Origin of the sequence: Curtobacterium sp. PhB78 (assembly GCF_003751685.1) — a bacterium.
Lineage (GTDB): Bacteria > Actinomycetota > Actinomycetes > Actinomycetales > Microbacteriaceae > Curtobacterium.
In genome coordinates this window covers 495,090-512,507 of the sequence record NZ_RKIA01000003.1, presented here as the reverse complement: position 1 = coordinate 512,507, position 17,418 = coordinate 495,090, and the positions used below count along the sequence as shown (strand labels likewise).

18 protein-coding genes and 1 tRNA gene are annotated in these 17,418 nt (G+C 71.0%); 6 read left to right on the top strand and 13 right to left on the bottom strand.

Annotated elements, in window-relative coordinates; all coding sequences use genetic code 11:
• Positions 1-172: 172 nt before the first annotated feature.
• The 5 genes from EDF53_RS09370 to EDF53_RS09350 form a co-directional block, all read right to left on the bottom strand.
• Positions 173-376 carry a cold-shock protein gene (locus EDF53_RS09370; protein ID WP_111085222.1) on the bottom strand — a complete coding sequence of 68 codons (204 nt, stop codon included), beginning with the start codon at positions 374-376 and terminating at the stop codon, positions 173-175.
• Between the two features lie 181 nt (positions 377-557).
• Positions 558-1,163: a LytR C-terminal domain-containing protein gene (locus EDF53_RS09365; RefSeq protein WP_123293309.1), complete on the bottom strand. Its 606-nt coding sequence runs from the start codon at positions 1,161-1,163 to the stop codon at positions 558-560.
• A complete protein-coding gene (locus EDF53_RS09360) occupies positions 1,160-1,501 on the bottom strand; it encodes a DUF3263 domain-containing protein (RefSeq protein ID WP_243692318.1) in 342 nt (113 codons plus the stop codon). The genes EDF53_RS09365 and EDF53_RS09360 overlap by 4 nt, the downstream gene beginning before the upstream one ends.
• A gap of 96 nt (positions 1,502-1,597) precedes the next feature.
• Positions 1,598-2,677 carry a DUF2332 family protein gene (locus tag EDF53_RS09355; RefSeq protein ID WP_123293307.1) on the bottom strand — a complete coding sequence of 360 codons (1,080 nt, stop codon included), beginning with the start codon at positions 2,675-2,677 and terminating at the stop codon, positions 1,598-1,600.
• Complete coding sequence (locus EDF53_RS09350; RefSeq protein WP_165901127.1) at positions 2,677-3,150, bottom strand: GNAT family N-acetyltransferase; 474 nt, start codon at positions 3,148-3,150, stop codon at positions 2,677-2,679. The genes EDF53_RS09355 and EDF53_RS09350 overlap by 1 nt, the downstream gene beginning before the upstream one ends.
• Before the next feature lie 65 nt (positions 3,151-3,215).
• Here EDF53_RS09350 and msrB point away from each other — a divergent pair, with 65 nt between their 5' ends.
• A complete protein-coding gene (msrB, locus tag EDF53_RS09345) occupies positions 3,216-3,623 on the top strand; it encodes a peptide-methionine (R)-S-oxide reductase MsrB (RefSeq protein WP_123293306.1) in 408 nt (135 codons plus the stop codon).
• A gap of 37 nt (positions 3,624-3,660) precedes the next feature.
• Positions 3,661-3,736 (top strand) — tRNA-Thr (locus EDF53_RS09340).
• 254 nt (positions 3,737-3,990) lie between these two features.
• On the opposite strand, the gene EDF53_RS09335 is transcribed toward EDF53_RS09340, so the two are convergent.
• From EDF53_RS09335 to EDF53_RS09325, 3 genes are all read right to left on the bottom strand, one after another.
• A complete protein-coding gene (locus tag EDF53_RS09335; protein ID WP_185020992.1) occupies positions 3,991-4,548 on the bottom strand; it encodes a hypothetical protein in 558 nt (185 codons plus the stop codon).
• Between the two features lie 240 nt (positions 4,549-4,788).
• Positions 4,789-5,820, bottom strand: a complete 1,032-nt coding sequence (locus EDF53_RS09330; RefSeq protein WP_123293304.1) for an aldo/keto reductase — start codon at positions 5,818-5,820, stop codon at positions 4,789-4,791.
• A gap of 81 nt (positions 5,821-5,901) precedes the next feature.
• Positions 5,902-6,681 carry an alpha/beta fold hydrolase gene (locus EDF53_RS09325; RefSeq protein WP_111085229.1) on the bottom strand — a complete coding sequence of 260 codons (780 nt, stop codon included), beginning with the start codon at positions 6,679-6,681 and terminating at the stop codon, positions 5,902-5,904.
• Positions 6,682-6,715: 34 nt separating this feature from the next.
• On the opposite strand from EDF53_RS09325, the gene EDF53_RS09320 reads away from it, so the two are divergent.
• A complete protein-coding gene (locus EDF53_RS09320; protein WP_123293419.1) occupies positions 6,716-7,414 on the top strand; it encodes an NAD(P)H-hydrate epimerase in 699 nt (232 codons plus the stop codon).
• 26 nt (positions 7,415-7,440) lie between these two features.
• On the opposite strand, the gene EDF53_RS09315 is transcribed toward EDF53_RS09320, so the two are convergent.
• Entirely contained in the window at positions 7,441-8,583 is a 1,143-nt protein-coding gene (locus EDF53_RS09315) for a glycerol dehydrogenase (protein WP_111085230.1), read from the bottom strand.
• A 112-nt stretch (positions 8,584-8,695) separates the two neighbouring features.
• Here EDF53_RS09315 and EDF53_RS09310 point away from each other — a divergent pair, with 112 nt between their 5' ends.
• Entirely contained in the window at positions 8,696-9,589 is an 894-nt protein-coding gene (locus EDF53_RS09310) for a neutral zinc metallopeptidase (protein ID WP_123293303.1), read from the top strand.
• A 3-nt stretch (positions 9,590-9,592) separates the two neighbouring features.
• Here the strand turns inward: EDF53_RS09310 and EDF53_RS09305 are convergent, their stop codons facing one another.
• Positions 9,593-10,543 carry a thioredoxin domain-containing protein gene (locus EDF53_RS09305; protein WP_123293302.1) on the bottom strand — a complete coding sequence of 317 codons (951 nt, stop codon included), beginning with the start codon at positions 10,541-10,543 and terminating at the stop codon, positions 9,593-9,595.
• A gap of 264 nt (positions 10,544-10,807) precedes the next feature.
• Between EDF53_RS09305 and EDF53_RS09300 the strand changes: the two genes are divergently transcribed.
• Both EDF53_RS09300 and EDF53_RS09295 read left to right on the top strand, forming a co-directional pair.
• Positions 10,808-11,908 carry an ABC transporter ATP-binding protein gene (locus EDF53_RS09300; protein WP_123293301.1) on the top strand — a complete coding sequence of 367 codons (1,101 nt, stop codon included), beginning with the start codon at positions 10,808-10,810 and terminating at the stop codon, positions 11,906-11,908.
• 88 nt (positions 11,909-11,996) lie between these two features.
• The gene (locus EDF53_RS09295) at positions 11,997-13,307 is read left to right on the top strand and encodes a DUF4032 domain-containing protein (protein ID WP_123293300.1); all 1,311 of its coding nucleotides are present in this window, start codon (positions 11,997-11,999) and stop codon (positions 13,305-13,307) included.
• Between the two features lie 440 nt (positions 13,308-13,747).
• Here EDF53_RS09295 and rlmB read toward each other — a convergent pair whose 3' ends face one another.
• Genes rlmB through ispD form a run of 3 tightly spaced genes read right to left on the bottom strand, consistent with a single transcriptional unit; the run spans position 13,748 to position 17,405 of the window.
• Positions 13,748-14,758 carry a 23S rRNA (guanosine(2251)-2'-O)-methyltransferase RlmB gene (gene rlmB / locus EDF53_RS09290; RefSeq protein WP_111085235.1) on the bottom strand — a complete coding sequence of 337 codons (1,011 nt, stop codon included), beginning with the start codon at positions 14,756-14,758 and terminating at the stop codon, positions 13,748-13,750.
• 28 nt (positions 14,759-14,786) lie between these two features.
• Entirely contained in the window at positions 14,787-16,196 is a 1,410-nt protein-coding gene (gene cysS, locus EDF53_RS09285; protein ID WP_123293299.1) for a cysteine--tRNA ligase, read from the bottom strand.
• An 18-nt stretch (positions 16,197-16,214) separates the two neighbouring features.
• The gene (ispD, locus tag EDF53_RS09280; protein ID WP_123293298.1) at positions 16,215-17,405 is read right to left on the bottom strand and encodes a 2-C-methyl-D-erythritol 4-phosphate cytidylyltransferase; all 1,191 of its coding nucleotides are present in this window, start codon (positions 17,403-17,405) and stop codon (positions 16,215-16,217) included.
• Between the last annotated feature and the right edge of the window lie 13 nt (positions 17,406-17,418).

Genomic DNA, 17,418 nt, shown 5'->3' with positions numbered 1-17,418 from the left:
CGAGTGCAACACGATCGGGAGGCTCGTCACGTCTTCCCAGGACACGCCCCGCCAACAGCGCACCCCGACCACTGCTGCGGACCGCCCGCCACGCACGTCATGCAGCGCGGGCCACGCACGACGAACGCGCCGCCCCTGACGGGACGGCGCGTTCGCGATGAGTGTCGTGCGTTCAGGCCGGTCGGACTGCCTCCGCCTGCGGGCCCTTCGACCCGGTGCCGACGTCGAACACCACTGCCTGGCCCTCCTCGAGGACCTTGTAACCCGACATGTCGATGGCCGAGTAGTGCACGAACACGTCCTGGCCTCCTCCATCGACGGTGATGAAGCCGAAGCCCTTTTCAGCGTTGAACCACTTCACGGTTCCGTTGGCCATGATCTCTTGCTCCCTGGTACTGCTGTGCGAACGACGTGTTCGTCGTCTGCAAGGGACTCTGCTCGAAGCGCGCCGATCAGGCAAGAGGTGTGACGTTGTTTCACGTCGATTCCGTCAGAAATCAACGTGCCCGAAACACGACCGTCACAAATGCGGGTGGGGAGCGCCCGCGGAATGCGGATCAGCCGGTGTAGTCGGCCCCGAGCACGACGCTCACGTCGGCGTTCGGGAACGCTGCCGACTGCTGCACGGCGGCGACCCCGAGCTGCTTCGCGATGCCCTGCGCGACCGCCGCCTGTGCGGCCTGCTGGTAGTACACGACGGTCGAGGTCGACCCGGTCGTGCCGGCGTCCCCGGTCGAGGCGACCTGCCAGCCGGCACCGGTCAGCGTGGCGCTGGCGCGGGCGGCGAGACCGGTGGTCGTCGTGCCGTTCAGGACGACGACGGTGGTCGTGCCCTGCTGTGCCGGCGTCGCGGCAGCGGCTCCGGAGTCGGCACCCGACCCGGCCGACGACGATGCCGAGGGCTTCGAGGTGGCGGACGCGGACGGCTTCGACGTGGCCGACGAGCTCGTCGACGCCGAGGGCGAGTCCGAGCCGCTGAACGAGTAGCTGCCGTTCAGGAGCGCGAGGACGAGCACGCCGATGCCGACGAGCACACCGGTGGCGAGTGCCGCCCAGGCGAACGCGATCCAGCCACGGCCGCGGCGCTGGGCACCGCGGTGTGCGCCGACCCGAGGGCCGTCGGCGACGTCGTCGAACCGGTCACGGGGGAATCTGGTGCTCATCGTTCCTCTTCACGTCCTTCGGGAGCAGCACCGGGCGCGACGAAGCTGCGCGTCGCCCGGGCGCTGGTGCGCGCGTGCCGGAGCCGCTGCAGCCTGGTGACGAGCTGCGGGTCGTACGCGAGTGCCGCGGGCGAGTCGATCACGCGGTTCAGCACCTGGTAGTAGCGCGCCGCCGACATCTCGAACTCGACCCGGATCTCCGCTTCCTTCGTGCGGTCGTGCCGTGCCCGGTCGTGCTCGAACGACAGCACACGCTGCGCGAGCTCACTGAGCTGGTCAGCGCGGTGCTGGTCAGCGCGGTGCTCGTCAGCACGGTGCTCGTCGGTGGAGCTGGTCACGGCGGTTCCGATCACGGTCGGGTAACGGGTCTCGCACATCGTAGGGGCGGAGAGCATCCGGACCCTGGCACGGCGCTGGACTGTCGCGAACACCGGTCACAGGTTCAGGTCGCGGAACCAGCGCACACGCGTGCCGAACGGGTCCGAGACGGCGACCGCGGTGCCGTCGATCGAGGCGGTGGCGAAGGCGTCCGGATCCGCCACGTCGACGTCGTCGGGCAGCGTCGCCGCCACACCGCGCAGGATCCCGGTGCGTTCGAGCGCGATCCAGTGCACGCCGCGTTCGCGGACGCGGTCCACGAACCGCTGGCGCTCGGCACCCGGCACGTAGACCAGGGTGCCGGTGGTCAGCACGACCGGCTCCACGTCGTCCGGCAGGGCGTCCAGTGCACGGTCGAGGTCGCCGGGCAGCGTGCCCCGGATCCGCACGGGAGGCACGGCGAGCGTCGCGCGCGCCGCCTCGCGCATCAGGGCGGTCCGGTCCAGGGCCTCTGGTGGGACCGCTTCGACCAGACGGTCGAACGCGCCCGGTGCGGCGAGGTCGATCGGGTTCGGGTCGAGCAGCACCCGCGCACCGACGCGGATCGGCGCGCGGGCCGGAGCCGGCACCGTCCCCGAGGCCTCGACGACGAGCCGGATCGACGGGTCGTCGACCGCCGTGTGCATCCGGACGAGCTCGGTGCGCACCCCGCCGTGGTCGTCGCGCCCCGAGGAGTCGGGGCGCGACGACAGCACCGGGGCGCGATCCGCCGGCACCCGGGACTCCGACGTCCGGTGGTCGAGCGTGACCCGGTCCGGGATCGAACAGAGCCCGGCGGCGCCCCCTGCGTCCACCAACCCGAGCGGCCGCGAGGCCCGCTCGGCGAGCGCCGCGAACAGCGGGACGACGGGACCGAGCCGCCGCGGGTCGTTGGCCTGCACCGTGGCGGAGGCGAGGGCCGTGACCAGGGCGGGGCGGGCCTCCCGACCGATCGCGCGCAGCGCACCGGGGTCCGACGGATCCGCGCCGAGCCGCCGCGCGACCGCGAAGAAGAGTTCCGGCTGCCGCTGCTGCTCGGCGACCTCGTCGAGGAGCGCGACCAACGCAGGGTCGAGCGACCGCGCCCAGGCGGCGTAGGACGGGGACACGGCCTCGATGCGGTCGGCGTAGGCGGCGTACCGGCCGAGGGTGTCCATCAGCGCCCCGGGCGGTGCATGCCGACGTGCCGGATGCCGGCTTCGTCGTAGGGCGTCCCGAACCGGACGAAGCCGTGGCGTTCGTAGAGCGCAGCGACGTACTCCTGGGCGTGCAGGACGACGGGTTCGTGCCCGTGGGCCGCGAGCACGGCGGCGACGAGCCGACCAGCGATGCCCTGCCCACGGTGGTCGGGGTGCGTCGCGACCCGGCCGATCACCCAGGACGGCGGCGGTGCGTCCGCCGGGTGCTCCTCGTCCGCAGCCGGTCGGATCAGGCGCAGGTACCCAACCGCTTCGGTGTCCGTACCGAACCACCAGTGCTCGGTCTCGGGCTCGCGGTCACGGCCGTCGAAGTCCTCGGCCGTCACCCGTTGTTCGAGTGCGAAGACGCGGTTCCGGAGCACCACGATGCCGTACAGTTCGTCCGTCGTCAGACGGGTCCAGCGGGCGTGGTGCACGGAATGCTCGGACATCGTCGCGAGTTTACTGAAGTGGTCGGGAGTGCCCGGAAGAACCCGACCGGAAGCAGGAGGAAACAATGGCATACAACGTCGACAAGTCCGACGCCCAGTGGCGCGAGGACCTCTCCCCGGACCAGTACGCCGTCCTGCGTCAGGCGGGGACCGAACGGCCGTGGACCGGTGAACTCCTCGACGAGGAGCGTGCCGGCGTCTACACCTGTGCGGCCTGCAACGCAGAACTGTTCAAGAGCGGCACGAAGTTCGACTCCGGCTGCGGCTGGCCGTCGTTCTACGAGTCGGTGAACCCCGACGCCGTGCAGCTGATCGACGACAAGTCGCTGGGCATGGTGCGCACCGAGGTCCGTTGCGCGAACTGCGGTTCGCACCTGGGCCACGTGTTCCCCGACGGCTTCGGCACCCCCACCGGCGACCGGTACTGCATGAACTCGATCTCGCTGAACTTCGCGGAGAAGCCGGCCGAGTGAGACCCCGACGCCCTCACCGGTAAGATGAGCGGCGTCAGCCGGCATGGCGCAATTGGTAGCGCACCGTACTTGTAATACGGGGGTTGCGGGTTCAAGTCCCGCTGCCGGCCCCATATACTGGATTCGCAGGCCGCGACCTCTTCGCCGCCCGCACCGCCTTCAGCCCCGCCGCGAGCGGGGCTGTCGTGCGTCCGGGGCTTCTCCCACTCCGCACTCGTCAGGGCCAGACCCCCGCGCTGTACGCGCAGCTCTCGATGTCCGAGACGAGTGCAGAGAGGACCCGCGCCTGACGATGATCCCGTTCGTCGACGGTCTGGGACCGCACCCAGACGAACGCGACGAGATCAGCGACCTGCAGCATCCTGGACTAGTGGCTCGGCGCGAAGTGCACCGTGTCGAGAAGCCGTTCAAGCCGGGTTTGCATGTACGTTCCCGGGGTCCCGTAGGCCTGGTACACCGCGAAGCGCTCACGATGACGGTCCCGATCCGACCGTTCGTCCGCGATGACCAGGGCGTGCATCTCCAGGTCGCCGGCCCTCCTGTCCACCCGTTGCAGCAGGTGCTGGAACGCAACCTGCTCCGGAGTGTGCCGATCGCGGAACCCACGCGTGTCCTGGTAACGGCGGAGTTGCTCCGGCCGAGCGCCGCGGAGCAACACGGTCGCGCCGGCGGCAACAACGGCTTCGACGACGTCGAGGAACACCTTCACGCGCACGCGCGGAGGCACCCCGCTCCATGCTCCCTTTCCGTGGAAGATCGGATGGGCGTGGAGCTCCGTCTGCGGCTCGACGCCGTACTCCTGGAGCGCGGCGACGATCTCGTGCATGCGTTGCGTGAGCCAACGGGTCTGCGAGGCATCCGCCATCACGGCGGCGAACCCGTAGAGGTCCGGTTTGAACGATTCGTCGACGAAACAGAGCAGCACGCTGGAATACTGCCGTACACGATGCGCGGCGGGGATCGCGACGCACTGCCGAGCACGAAGCGATGCCCCGGGTGATCACTCACCCGGGGCATCGGCGCGTGTGGAACACGGATCAGGGAGTGTTCCGGGCGCTGGACGCGGTAACCAGCCGGTCGTGCGAAGAGGATGACACCTCACCGAACCGTGCGTCCACAGCCGGACCCCACATCAGCGCGAATCCGCACGAACGTGCACGGATCTTCAGCGTCCGCCGGTGATCTTGCGCTCCCGCTGAGCGACGCCGGCGGTGCCGTACGGGTAGTCGTCGATGCGCGGTGCGCTGGCGTCGGTGAGCTGCGTGAGCTCCGCGTCGGTCAGCACGAGGTCGGCCGCACCGAGGTTGTCCTCGAGCTGGGACACGGTCCGGGCGCCGAGGATCACGCTCGTCACCGCCGGCCGGGCGAGCAGCCAGGCGAGGGCGACCTGCGACCGCGAGGCGCCGTGCGCGTCGGCGACCGCGGACACCGCGTCGAGGACGGCCCAGGTGCGCTCGTCACCGTTCCGCGCTTCCCAGGCCTCCATGCCGCGTGCCGGGTTCTCGCCGAGGCGGGTGGAGCCGGTCGGGGCTTCGTCGCGCTGGTACTTGCCGGACAGCCAGCCTCCGGCCAGGGGCGACCAGGGCAGCAGGCCGATCCCGGCGTCGAGGCTGGCGGGCACGATCTCGTGCTCGATGTCGCGGACGAGCAGGTTGTACTGCGGCTGCAGGGTGACCGGCGGCGCCCAACCGTGCGCCTTCGCCTCGTACACGGCCTTCGTGATCTGGTAGCCGAGGTAGTTCGAGAACCCGTAGGACCCGATCTTGCCGGCGGAGACCGCGTCGTCGAGGAACCGGAGCGTCTCCTCGATCGGCGTCAGGGCGTCCCAGGCGTGCATCTGGTACAGGTCGATGTGCTCGACGCCCAGGCGCTCGAGCGAGGCGTCGAGGGCGACTCGAAGGTGCCGGCGCGACAGGCCGACGTCGTTCGGTCCGTCACCCTGCGGGAAGCGGCCCTTGGTGGCGAGGACGACCTGCTGCGCCTCGGTGGGGTGCGCCGCCAGCCAGCGGCCGATGATCCGCTCGGACTCGTTGCCCGAGTAGACGTCGGCCGTGTCGATCAGGGTGCCGCCGGCCGCGACGAACGTGTCGATGATGGTGTGGGAGGTGGGTTCGTCGGCTTCGCTGCCGAACGTCATGGTGCCGAGGGTCAGCGTCGACACCGATGTCCCGCTGTTGCCGAGGAGTCTGTAGTCCATGGCGGGGACGGTACGCGCGGTGTCCGGCGACAGCGAGGACCTACGAGTACCCCTCAGCGCGGGGCGGACAACGCGCCGCGGTCAGGAACGCAGGAACGCCAGCGCCGCCTCGCGGAACGCCCGTGACGTCGGTGCGTTGAAGTGGTTGCGCCCCGGGATCTCGAAGAACGACGCGTCCGGGGCCGCCTGCGCCAACCGCACGGCGCTGTCGCGGATGCCGTCCTCGCTGCCAGCGGCCATCAGGATCGGCTGCGCGGGGGCGTTGTCGGGCGTCGGCTCGATGCTGTTCCGCATCCCCTCGACCATCGCCACGAGCGCCGCGAGGTCGTTCCCCTCGACGTTCCCCGCCATGGTCAGGTAGCCGTTGGTCACGCGGTCCTCGATCGGGGTGCCGTCCGCCAGGTACGCCTTCGCCTGGTCGACCCGCACGCGGCGCATCGGGTCGGCGTCGGGGATGCCGCCGAACACCGCGCGGGTGATGCGGTCCGGCAGCCGTTCGGCGGTGTGCCACCCGACGCGTGCACCGAGCGAGTACCCGAGGAACGCGACCTCGTCGAGCAGGTACGTGTCGATCACGGTGGTGACGTCCGCCACGAGCAGGTCCATCGAGTACGCACCGGGGTCGCGCGGCTTCGCGCTCGCGCCGTGCCCGCGCTGGTCGAACGCCAGCACGCGGTACCCGGCGCGGACGAGGTCGCGGGTCCAGCCGGAGGCGTGCCAGTTCAGCACCGCACCGGAGGCGAACCCGTGCACCGCGACGACCGCAGGGGCGTCGGGATCGCCGAAGTCGTAGGTCGCGATCCGGAGGCCGTCGGGCGACATCACGATGCGGGGACGGGGCGCTTCGGGGACGAGTGACATGTCCCCTCCAGGGTACCGGGGCACTGTGGTCGCCATGGACGGCTACGGCGGTGACCAGATCCGGGCGGCAGAGCGGCCGCACCTCGATGCGGGTGAGCCCCTCATGCAACGAGCGGCCGACGGGCTGGCCCGCATCGTCGGCGACCTGCTCGACGATCCGGCCGTCCGGCCGGGCGACGGACCGGGGTCCGTCCTACTGCTGGTGGGCAGCGGCGACAACGGTGGTGACGCCCTGTTCGCGGGTGCGCGGCTGGCGGCGGCCGGGAGGCACGTGGCAGTCTTGCGCGTCGGCTCACGCGTGCACGAGGCGGGCCTGGCAGCGGCGCTGGACGCCGGGGCGCGCCTCCTCGATGATCCTGCCGGACCGGAGGCTGCGGTGACGGACGCGGCACTCGACGCCGACCTGGCGCTCGACGCGATCCTCGGGATCGGGGTGCAGGGGCCTGCGGCCCTCCGCTCCCCCGCCCGCGAGGTCGTCGACGCCATCCGTGAACTCGCCCGCGACCAGCGCGCACCGTTCGTCGTCGCCGTCGACGTGCCGAGCGGCATCGACGTCGACACCGGTGGGATCGCGGACGACCACGTCCTGCACGCCGACGTCACGGTCACGTTCGGCGGGGTGAAGGCCGGGTTGCTGACGGGGCCGGCCGCGACCCTCGCGGGACGGATCGAGCTGGTGGACGTCGGGATCGGTGCGGACCTGGCGACGATGGAGCCGCTGGTCCGCACCTGACCCCGACCCGTCAGCGCAGCCGTCCCTCAGTGGTGCTGGTACAGGACCGGCTCCGGCAGTCCGTGCTCGGCGCGGATGCTCCGCGCGATGCCCTCGACGGCGATGAGCGCGTCCACCACGAGCTCCGGCGTGACCGGGAACGGCATGTTGTGGATGGTCTCGCCCTCGACGGTCGCGGCCTCGGCCACGGCGCGGAGCTCCGTCGTGTCGTCGACGGTCAGGCCGATCTCGGTCAGGGTGTTCGGCAGGCCGACCTTCGTGGTGAAGACGACGAAGTCCTCGATCTCCTCGGCCGGTGCACCCTCGAGCACGAGCTGCGCGATCGTGCCGATGTTGACCTTCTGCCCGTGCGCCAAGCCGTGCGCCTGCGGAGCGGCGGTCAGTCCGTTGTGGATCGCGTGCGCTGCCGCCAGTCCGCCGGACTCGAACCCCAGGCCCGACAGCAGGGTGTTCGCCTCGACGACCTTCTCGAGCGCGGGCGTGACGACCCCGGCCTTCACGGCCTCGATGGCCTGCAGGGCGTTCTCGTGCAGCAGCTTCCAGGACAGCTCGGCGAGCGCGACGCCGGTCTCGGTCTGCAGCCCGCCGGCCATGGTGTCGGCGTTCGCACGCTTGGCGGCACGGGCCTCGACCCAGGTGGCCAGGGCGTCGCCGATGCCCGCGACCAGGAACTGGACGGGAGCGTTCGCGACGAGCTTCGTGTCGATGAGGACGAGGTCGGGGTTGTGCGGGAAGAACCGGTACTCGATGAACTCCCCCTCCTCGGAGTAGATCACCGCGAGCGCCGAGGTCGGGGCGTCGGTGCTCGCCGCCGTCGGGACACTCGCCCAGCGGATGCCGGCCAGGTGCCCGGAGGCCTTGGCCGCGTCGATCGCCGAACCGCCGCCGAGCCCGACGATGACGTCCGCGTCGGTCGACCGGATCTGCTCGACGAGGTCGTCGACCGCCTTCGGCGTCGCGAAGCGACCGAAGCCGACCCGCTCGACCCGCAGGTCGGCCGCCTGGAAGCTCGTCGTCACCGCGGCCTCGACGATGCCCCACACGACGTCGTCGGCGACGATCAGGGGGCGCTTGCCGATGGGGGCGACGAACTCGCCGACGCGGGTGATCGCGTCCTTGCCCTGCACGTAGCGGGCGGGGCTCATCACGGTGCTGATGGGAGTGGCCATGGTTGCGGTTCCTTCCGGTTGTACGACACGTGTCGGGGTCGCCGACGTCCCAGACGGTACGCGCGGGGCATGCGTGCGGCGTGCGAGTCCCGTGGGCCGTACATTCGGGGTCATGACGTTCAACGACGATTCGCAGCTCAAGGGCGGCAGGGTGAAGCGCCGGGGTCGGACGGCCGCGGTCGGCGGCGGTGCCGTCGGCGTCACGGCGATCGTCGTCTTCCTGATCGCGCAGTTCACGGGCTTCGACCTCAGCGGGTTCGTCGGCGGCGGCAGCGGCACGACGCAGATCCAGCAGCAGGACCAGCCGGTCGACGCCGCCCCGGAGTGCCGCACCGGGCGTGACGCCAACCTCAAGGTCGAGTGCCGGATGGAGGGCGCCGCGGAGTCACTCGATGGCTACTGGACGGCCGAGGCCCGGAAGCTCGGGATCTCGTACACGGCGCCGGACTTCTTCCTGTTCGACGGCTCGACCGACACGTCGTGCGGTCAGGCGTCCGCTGCAACCGGGCCCTTCTACTGCCCGCCGGACCGCGCGATCTACCTCGACACCGCGTTCTACGACGACCTGCAGTCGAAGTACGGGTCGTCGGGCGGGCCGCTCGCGCAGATGTACGTCGTCGCGCACGAGTGGGGCCACCACATCCAGCAGCTGCAGGGTGCCTTCGCGAGCACGGACCGATCGGGCACCGGGGCGTCGTCCGGCAGTGTCCGCGTCGAGCTGCAGGCCGACTGCTACGCCGGCGCCTGGGTCGGCGACGCGGCGAACACCGAGGACGCGAACGGCGAGACCTTCTTCGAGCCGATCAGCCGGTCCGAGATCGCCGATGCCCTGTCCGCCGCGAGCGCCGTGGGCGACGACAGCATCCAGGAGCGCTCGAGCGGCCGGGTCGATCCGGACTCGTTCACGCACGGCTCGAGTGAGCAGCGCCAGAAGTGGTTCGTCCGCGGCTACCAGCAGGGCGCGACGAGCTGCGACACGTTCAGCGTCCCTGGTTCGTCGCTGTAGCGATCAGCCCTTCGTCGGCGTGGGCGTCGGTGTCGCGCTCCGCGTGCGGGACGGCGTCGCGCTCGGCGTGGGGGTCGGGGTTGGCGTCGCCTCGGTGGCACCGGCCGCGGTGACCACGAAGGTGCGGAAGTCGTCGTTCGTGATCGGCGACGTGAGCTCGTACTGCTGCCCGTTGACGAGCACCAGCGGCGTGCCGGGGAAGTCGCTCAGGGTCGACCCGGGGATGTCGCCGCCGGACACCGCGGTCGTCTGCTCGTCGACCCACTTGCTGTAGTCCTGGTCGGCGATGCAGCTCGTGACGGCCCGGCGGTCCTGCAGGCCGGAGACCCCGGTGACGACCTTGGTGAGCTGCGCGTCGGTGAGCCCGGGTGTGCCTTCTTCCGGCTGCTCGGCGTAGAGCGCCTTGTTGACCGCGTAGAACTGGTCCGGCGAGTGCTCGGCGACGCAGGCCGCGGCGTTCGCGGCGCGCAGTGAGTACTTGGTGCCCTGCGACCGGTTCGACAGGACCGCGAGCGGGTGGATGTCGACGGTGGCGGCGCCGGAGTCGACGAGGCTCTCGATGTAGTCGCCGTTGGCCTGTTCGAACTCGCCGCAGGTCGGGCAGAGGTAGTCGACGTACAGCGTGATGCGCACCGTGCCCGCACCAGCGGTCGCCGAGGCGCTCGGCGACGCACTGCGCGACGCGGTCACGGGCTTGAGCCCCTCGCCGAGGGTGATGCCGCCCTGCGACATGGTCGAGGGCCCGGGGCCTGCTGGCTTCACGGAGTCGACCAGGACGAGCGTGACGACGGCGGCCGCTGCGAGCAGCACGACACCGAGTCCGATCTGGAGTCCGAGCCGGGTGCCGCGCTGGCGGCGCTTCTGCTGTGTCCTGTGGCGCTGCGCTCGCTGTCGGGCGGCTTCGCGGCGCTCGTTCCGCGCGGCGCGGGCGTCACCCTCGGGGCGGTTGGTCATCGGTGCGTCGTCCTCCTGATCGGCGTCCGCACGACCTACCCCCGCTCGGCGGACGGACCCGGCGATTGTAGTGGGCCGCTCTGGGAACCACCCAACCACGCTCTGGGAACCGACCGGCCAGGGGGAAAACACTGGCGCACCCGCGAGAACTCGTGTTGTATGAACCTCGATGGTCGACGACGACCATCCGGGGCCCTCGCGGGCTGACCGCTTCACTCGGATCGTCCGGCACGTACCTGCCGGTGAAGAAAGGACCGAACGCTCATGGCGTCCGTCACCTATGACAAGGCAACCCGTCTCTACCCCGGAGGCAACCGTCCCGCGGTCGACTCCCTCGACCTGGACGTCGCCGACGGCGAGTTCCTCGTCCTCGTCGGCCCCTCGGGTTGTGGCAAGTCCACCTCGCTCCGCATGCTGGCCGGCCTCGAAGAGGTCAACTCCGGTCAGATCCGCATCGGCGACCGCGACGTCACGGACGTCCCGCCGAAGGACCGCGACATCGCGATGGTGTTCCAGAACTACGCGCTGTACCCGCACATGACCGTCGCCGAGAACATGGGCTTCGCGCTCAAGATCGCCGGTGTCGGCAAGGACGAGCGCGCCACCCGCGTGCAGGAAGCCGCGAAGCTCCTCGACCTCGAGGACTACCTCGGCCGCAAGCCGAAGGCGCTCTCCGGTGGTCAGCGTCAGCGCGTCGCGATGGGCCGTGCGATCGTCCGTCAGCCGCAGGTGTTCCTCATGGACGAGCCGCTGTCGAACCTCGACGCCAAGCTCCGCGTCCAGACCCGTACGCAGATCGCGTCGCTCCAGCGCCGTCTCGGCGTCACCACGGTCTACGTCACGCACGACCAGACCGAGGCACTGACCATGGGTGACCGCATCGCGGTGCTCAAGGACGGCATCCTGCAGCAGGTCGGCACGCCGCGCGACCTGTACGAGAAGCCGAACAACGTCTTCGTCGCGGGCTTCATCGGCTCGCCGGCGATGAACCTGCTGCCGGCTGACGTCGTCGAGGGCGGCATCAAGTTCGGCACGCTCAACCACGCGATCGACCGCGACACGCTCTCCAACGCGCGTTCCGCCCAGATCACCGTGGGCATCCGCCCCGAGGACGTCGTCGTGGCGCAGTCGGGCGAGGGCCTGCCGGTCACGGTCGACGTGGTCGAGGAACTCGGCGCCGACGGCTACCTCTACGGTCACGCCGACGTCAAGGGCACGCGCGTCGACATCGTCGCCCGCGTGGACGGCCGTTCGCACCCGTCGATCGGTGACACCATCGTGGTGACGCCGAAGTCGGGCCACGTGCACGCCTTCGACACCGAGTCGGGCGAGCGCCTGGACGACAAGGCCGTCGTCAGCGCGTAACCGAAGCGCACTCCCCGAGAGCCCGCGCCGCCTCACAAGGGCGGGTCGCGGGCTCTCGGCTGTCCCCCACGACACCGAAGGATCCACCGTGCCCGACTCGATGTCCATCACCGCAGCCACCGTCGACCCCGGCCTGCTCGACCTGCCGTGGGACCTGCCGCTGGCGGACTGGCCGGACGAGACCATCGTGGCCCTGCCGAAGGGCATCTCACGGCACCTCGTGCGCTTCGTGCACCTGAGTGGGTACGTCGCCGCCGTGAAGGAGACGGGCGAGGAGATCGCGCGCTCCGAGTACGAGATGCTCCGCACGCTGCAGCGCATGGACGTGCCGTGCGTCGACCCCGTCGCCGTCATCACCGGTCGGGTCGACGCGGACGGCGAGCAGCTGCACCCCGTGCTCGTGACGCGGCACCTGCGCTTCTCACTGCCGTACCGCGCGCTGTACTCGCAGACCCTGCGCCCGGAGACCGCGACCCGTCTCGTCGACGCCCTCGCGCTGCTGCTCGTGCGGCTGCACGTCATCGGCTTCTACTGGGGCGACGTGTCGCTCTCGAACACGCTGTTCCGTCGCGACGCGGGCTCGTTCGCCGCGTACCTGGTCGACGCCGAGACCGGCAAGCTCTACCCCGGCGGGCTGTCGAACGGGCAGCGCGAGAACGACCTCGAGGTCGCGCGCGTGAACATCGCCGGCGAGCTCCTCGACCTCGAGGCCGGCGGCCGGCTCGACGAGAACGCCGACCCCGTGGACGTCTCCAACCGGATCGTGGCGCAGTACCGGACACTCTGGACCGAGCTCACGGGCACCGAGCAGTTCGACATCAAGGAACGCTGGCGCATCAACGACCGCGTCGAGCGGCTCAACGAGCTCGGCTTCGACATCGAGGAGCTCTCGATCCACACGACCGAGGGCGGTTCGCAGGTGCGGATCCAGCCGAAGGTCGTCGACGCCGGACACCACCAGCGACGCCTGCTGCGGCTGACCGGCCTGGACGCCGGCGAGAACCAGGCCCGACGCCTGCTCAACGACCTCGACTCGTACCGGGCACGCAACGGCCGCGACGAACTCGACGAGGAGATGGTGGCGCACGAGTGGGTCTCGCGGGTCTTCGAGCCCGTCGTCCGCTCGATCCCCCGTGACCTGCGCGGTCGCCTCGAACCCGCGGAGGTCTTCCACGAACTGCTCGAGCACCGCTGGTTCATGTCGCAGGAAGAGGAGCGGTCGGTCTCGCTGCCCGAGGCCACCACGGCGTACATCAACGACGTGCTGCGCCACCGCCGCGACGAGCGCCTGCTCATCAACCCGCCGACGTCGTCGATGACGCTGCCGATCCCCGTGGTCGACGACGCCGAGCCCGCAGACGACGACGCCGACGTCCAGGACTGGCGCACCACCGTCTGACGCGGTCCCCGGTCGGTCACGACACTCCGCCGGGTGGGTGCCGACTGGTCACAGACCGTCGCCTGCGGCGTCGCGCAGCGACGACACGTGACCACCCGGAGGACACCGGCCGACATGTCGTGACCGTTCGGGGTCCGTGAACGCGACCGCCTGGAGGCCCGGCGCGCGTCCCGGAGACCGGCGCCGGCCCTCCAGACCGTCACGCCCGCACCGCCGGTGGTGCCGTTGGACGTCGAGCGGTCGCCCGACACCCCGCCAGGTGCACGTCGGCCGGTCACGGACGGTCGCCTGCGGCGTCGCGCAGCGACGACTCGTGACCACACGGCGGGCATCATCCGACGTGTCCTGACCCGTCCGGCCTGACCCGGTCGGCACCGCACGCAGGAACGGCCGCCTCCCACGAGGGGAGGCGACCGTTCCTGCGGACGAAGCGTCGGGGCTTACTCGGCGCGACGGCGCCGGGCGACCTCCCACAGGGTGACGCTCGCGGCGATGCCGGCGTTGAGGGATTCGGTCGCACTCGAGATCGGGATCGACACGATCGCGTCGCAGGTCTCGGTGACCAGGCGCGACAGGCCCTTGCCCTCGGAACCGACGACGATCACGATCGGGCGGTCGGCGAGCGCGAGGCCGTCGAGCTCCACGTCGCCGTCGCCGTCCAGACCGAGGACGAACAGGCCCATCGACTTGAGGGACTTCAGCGTCTGGGTGAGGTTCGGGGCCATCGCGACGGGCGTGCGGGCCGCGGCGCCGGCCGAGGTCTTCCACGCCGACGCGGTGACGCCGACCGAACGACGCTGCGGCACGATGACGCCGTGTCCGCCGAACGCGGCCGTCGAGCGGATGATCGCACCGAGGTTGCGCGGGTCGGTGATGCCGTCGAGCGCGACGAGCAGCGGGACCTGGTCGCGCGAGAAGGCCTGCTCGACGATGTCCTCGGACACGGCGTACTCGTACGCCGGAACCTTGAGCGCGACGCCCTGGTGCACGCTGTCGTGGCCCGTGATGCGGTCGAGCTCGGGGCGCATGAGCTCGATGATCGGCACGCTGCGGTGGTTCGCGAGCGTCAGGATCTCCTTGACGCGGTCGTCGACCTCGATGCGTGACGCGATGTAGAGCGTCGTCGACGGGGTCTTCGTGCGCAGCGCCTCGAGCACGGAGTTGCGTCCGGTCACGAGCTCGGAGTCATCGGTCTTCCGGGCCGGCGGGCGACCGGTGCGGCCCTGCGGGGTGCTCGAGGAACCGTGACGGCCCTTGGCTGCCTCGAAGCGGTCCTTCGCCGCCTTGCGCTTGCCGGCGGGGTGGTACGGCCGGTCCTCGGCCTTCGGGGTCGGCTTGCGACCCTCGAGCGCCTGGGCACCCTGACCACCGGAGCCGACCTGCTTGTTGCCCTTGCGACCGGTGCGGACGGCGCCGGGCCGACCCTTCTTGCTTCCCGAGACGTTCTTCATGCGTAGCTCCTGTTCGGCACTGCCGTGTTCAGGCGATGCTCCAGCGTGTTCCGGACGGCGTGTCCTCGATCGTGATGCCCGCGGCGGCGAGGTCGTCGCGCACGCGGTCGGCCGCAGCGAAGTCCCGTGCTGCCCTGGCGTCCGCGCGCTCCTGCACGAGGCGTTCGACGAGAGCGGCGAGCGGGCCTGCCGAGGTGTCCTGACCGCCCCCCGACCAGTGGGCGGCTCGCGGGTCGATGCCGAGGACCTCTACCATGGCGGCCACCTGATGGTACGCGACCCCGAGCGTTTCCGCATCGTCGGCGTCCAGGGCAGCGTTGCCGGTGCGCACGGTCTCGTGCAGGACGGCCAGCGCCTGGGGCACTGCGAGGTCGTCGTCCATCGCGGCGGCGAAGGCGTCCGGCACGGCGGGGGCATCGGCGAGGTGCACGCCTTCGAGCCGCACCTCGGCCCGCTGCAGGAACCCGTCGATGCGGTCGTACGCGGCCTCGGCCTCGGCCAAGGAGCCGTCGTGGTGGTCGATCGAGGAGCGGTAGTGCGCAGCGCCGAGGAAGTACCGCACCACGGCCGGACGGGCATTGGCGAGGAAGTCGGCGGCGAAGATCGAGTTGCCGAGCGACTTCGACATCTTCTGGCCCTCGACCGTGACGAGCCCGTTGTGCAACCAGTACGACGCGAACGGGTCGCCCGCCGCGGTGGACTGCGCGAGCTCGTTCTCGTGGTGCGGGAACCGCAGGTCGAGCCCGCCGCCGTGGATGTCGAACGCCGGACCGAGGTACCGCCGCGACATGGCGGAGCACTCGATGTGCCAGCCCGGACGACCGGGGCCCCACGGGGAGTCCCACGACGCGGTCGACGGCTCGCCGGGCTTCGCACCCTTCCAGAGCGCGAAGTCGCGGGCGTCGCGCTTGCCACGGGGGTCGGCGTCGGCGGCCTCGACCATGTCCTCGCGACGCTGCCGGGTGAGCGCCCCGTAGGACTCCCAGCTGCCGGTGTCGAAGTAGACGTCGCCCGAGTCGTCGGCGGCGACGTAGGCGTGACCGCGGTCGATGAGCTTCGTGATGATGTCGTGCATCTGCGGCACGCTCGCTGTTGCCCGCGGCTCGTAGGTCGGGGGCAGGATGCCGAGGGCGTTGTACGCGGCGGTGAACTCGAGCTCGACGCGGTAGGCGCGGGCGAACCACGCTTCGTCGGTGCCGGCGGCCAGGTCGAGCACCTTGTCGTCGATGTCGGTGACGTTCCGCACGAGAGTGACGCGCAGACCGCGGTACGTCAGCCAGCGGCGCCAGATGTCGTAGACCAGGGCCGAGCGCAGGTGTCCGATGTGCGGCGACGACTGCACCGTCGGACCGCAGACGTAGACGCTGACCTGTCCGTCGACCAGGGGGACGAGGTCGACGACGGCTGCGGCGCGGGAGTCGTAGAGGCGAACGGTCACGATCCCAAGCCTAGGACGTCAGGCCGGTCGGGTGACGGCCGTGGCGATCGCGGCGAGCCCCTCGCCCCGGCCGGTGAACCCGAGGCCGTCGGTCGTCGTGCCGGACACCGCGACGGGGGCACCGACGACGGCGGACAGGGCGTCCTGCATCTCCGCACGACGGGCCCCGATGCGCGGCCGGTTCCCGATGACCTGCACCGTGACCGACACGGGTACGAGGCCGGCGTCGGCGAGCAGCCCGACTGCACCGCGGATGAAGACGTCCCCGGCGGCTCCGGCGTAGGCGGGGTCCGCGGTGCCGAACGTCCCACCGATGTCACCGAGGCCACCCGCGGAGAGCAGGGCATCGCACACCGCGTGCGCCACGGCGTCACCGTCGCTGTGCCCGGAGAGGCCGGGTTCGCCGGGGAAGTCGAGCAGGCCGACGCGGCACGGCGACTCGACGTCGAACGCGTGCACGTCGATCCCGAGCCCGAGCCGGACCGCCGAGCCACCGGGGTCACCCGGGGCCGTGGCGCGCGACCGGACGATCGACTCTGCTCGTCCGAGGTCCCACGGCGTCGTGATCTTGAAGGCATCGGCGTCACCCGGCACGAAGCGTACCGTGCCACCGGCCGCCTGGAACACGCCGGCGTCGTCGGTCTCGGACTGCGTCGACACCGCGTACGCCCGTCGGAGTGCGTCGAGTGGGAAGCCCTGCGGCGTCTGGACCCCGACGAGCGCGGACCGGTCGACGGTCTCGACGACCACGTCGCCGGACACCCGCTTGACCGTGTCGGTGACGGGGAGCGCGGGGACGACGCCGTCACCGGTGCCGGTCGCGACCGAACCCTCGACCGCGTCGAACACGCGGTCGAACTGCGCGGCCGGCGTGAGGCACCGCGCCGCGTCGTGCACCAGCACCGCGGTGACGGAGTCCGGCAGCACGCCCAGGCCGGCCTGGACCGAGCCGTGGCGATCCGTGCCTCCCGGAACCACCGCCGTGTACGCGACCGCAGCGCCCGCGACCGAGGCGACCACCTGACGGCACTCCTTGAGCAGGGCCGACGGCGCGACCACGACGACCAGCGTCGGGGCCGACAACGTGAACAGCGGCTCGAGCGCCCGCGCGAGCATGAGCTGCCCCGCGACGGGCACGAACGCCTTCGCGGTGCCGATGCCGAGCCGGGTTCCGGACCCGGCTGCAACGACGACGACCGCCCGGTCCACCCCTTCGGGGAAC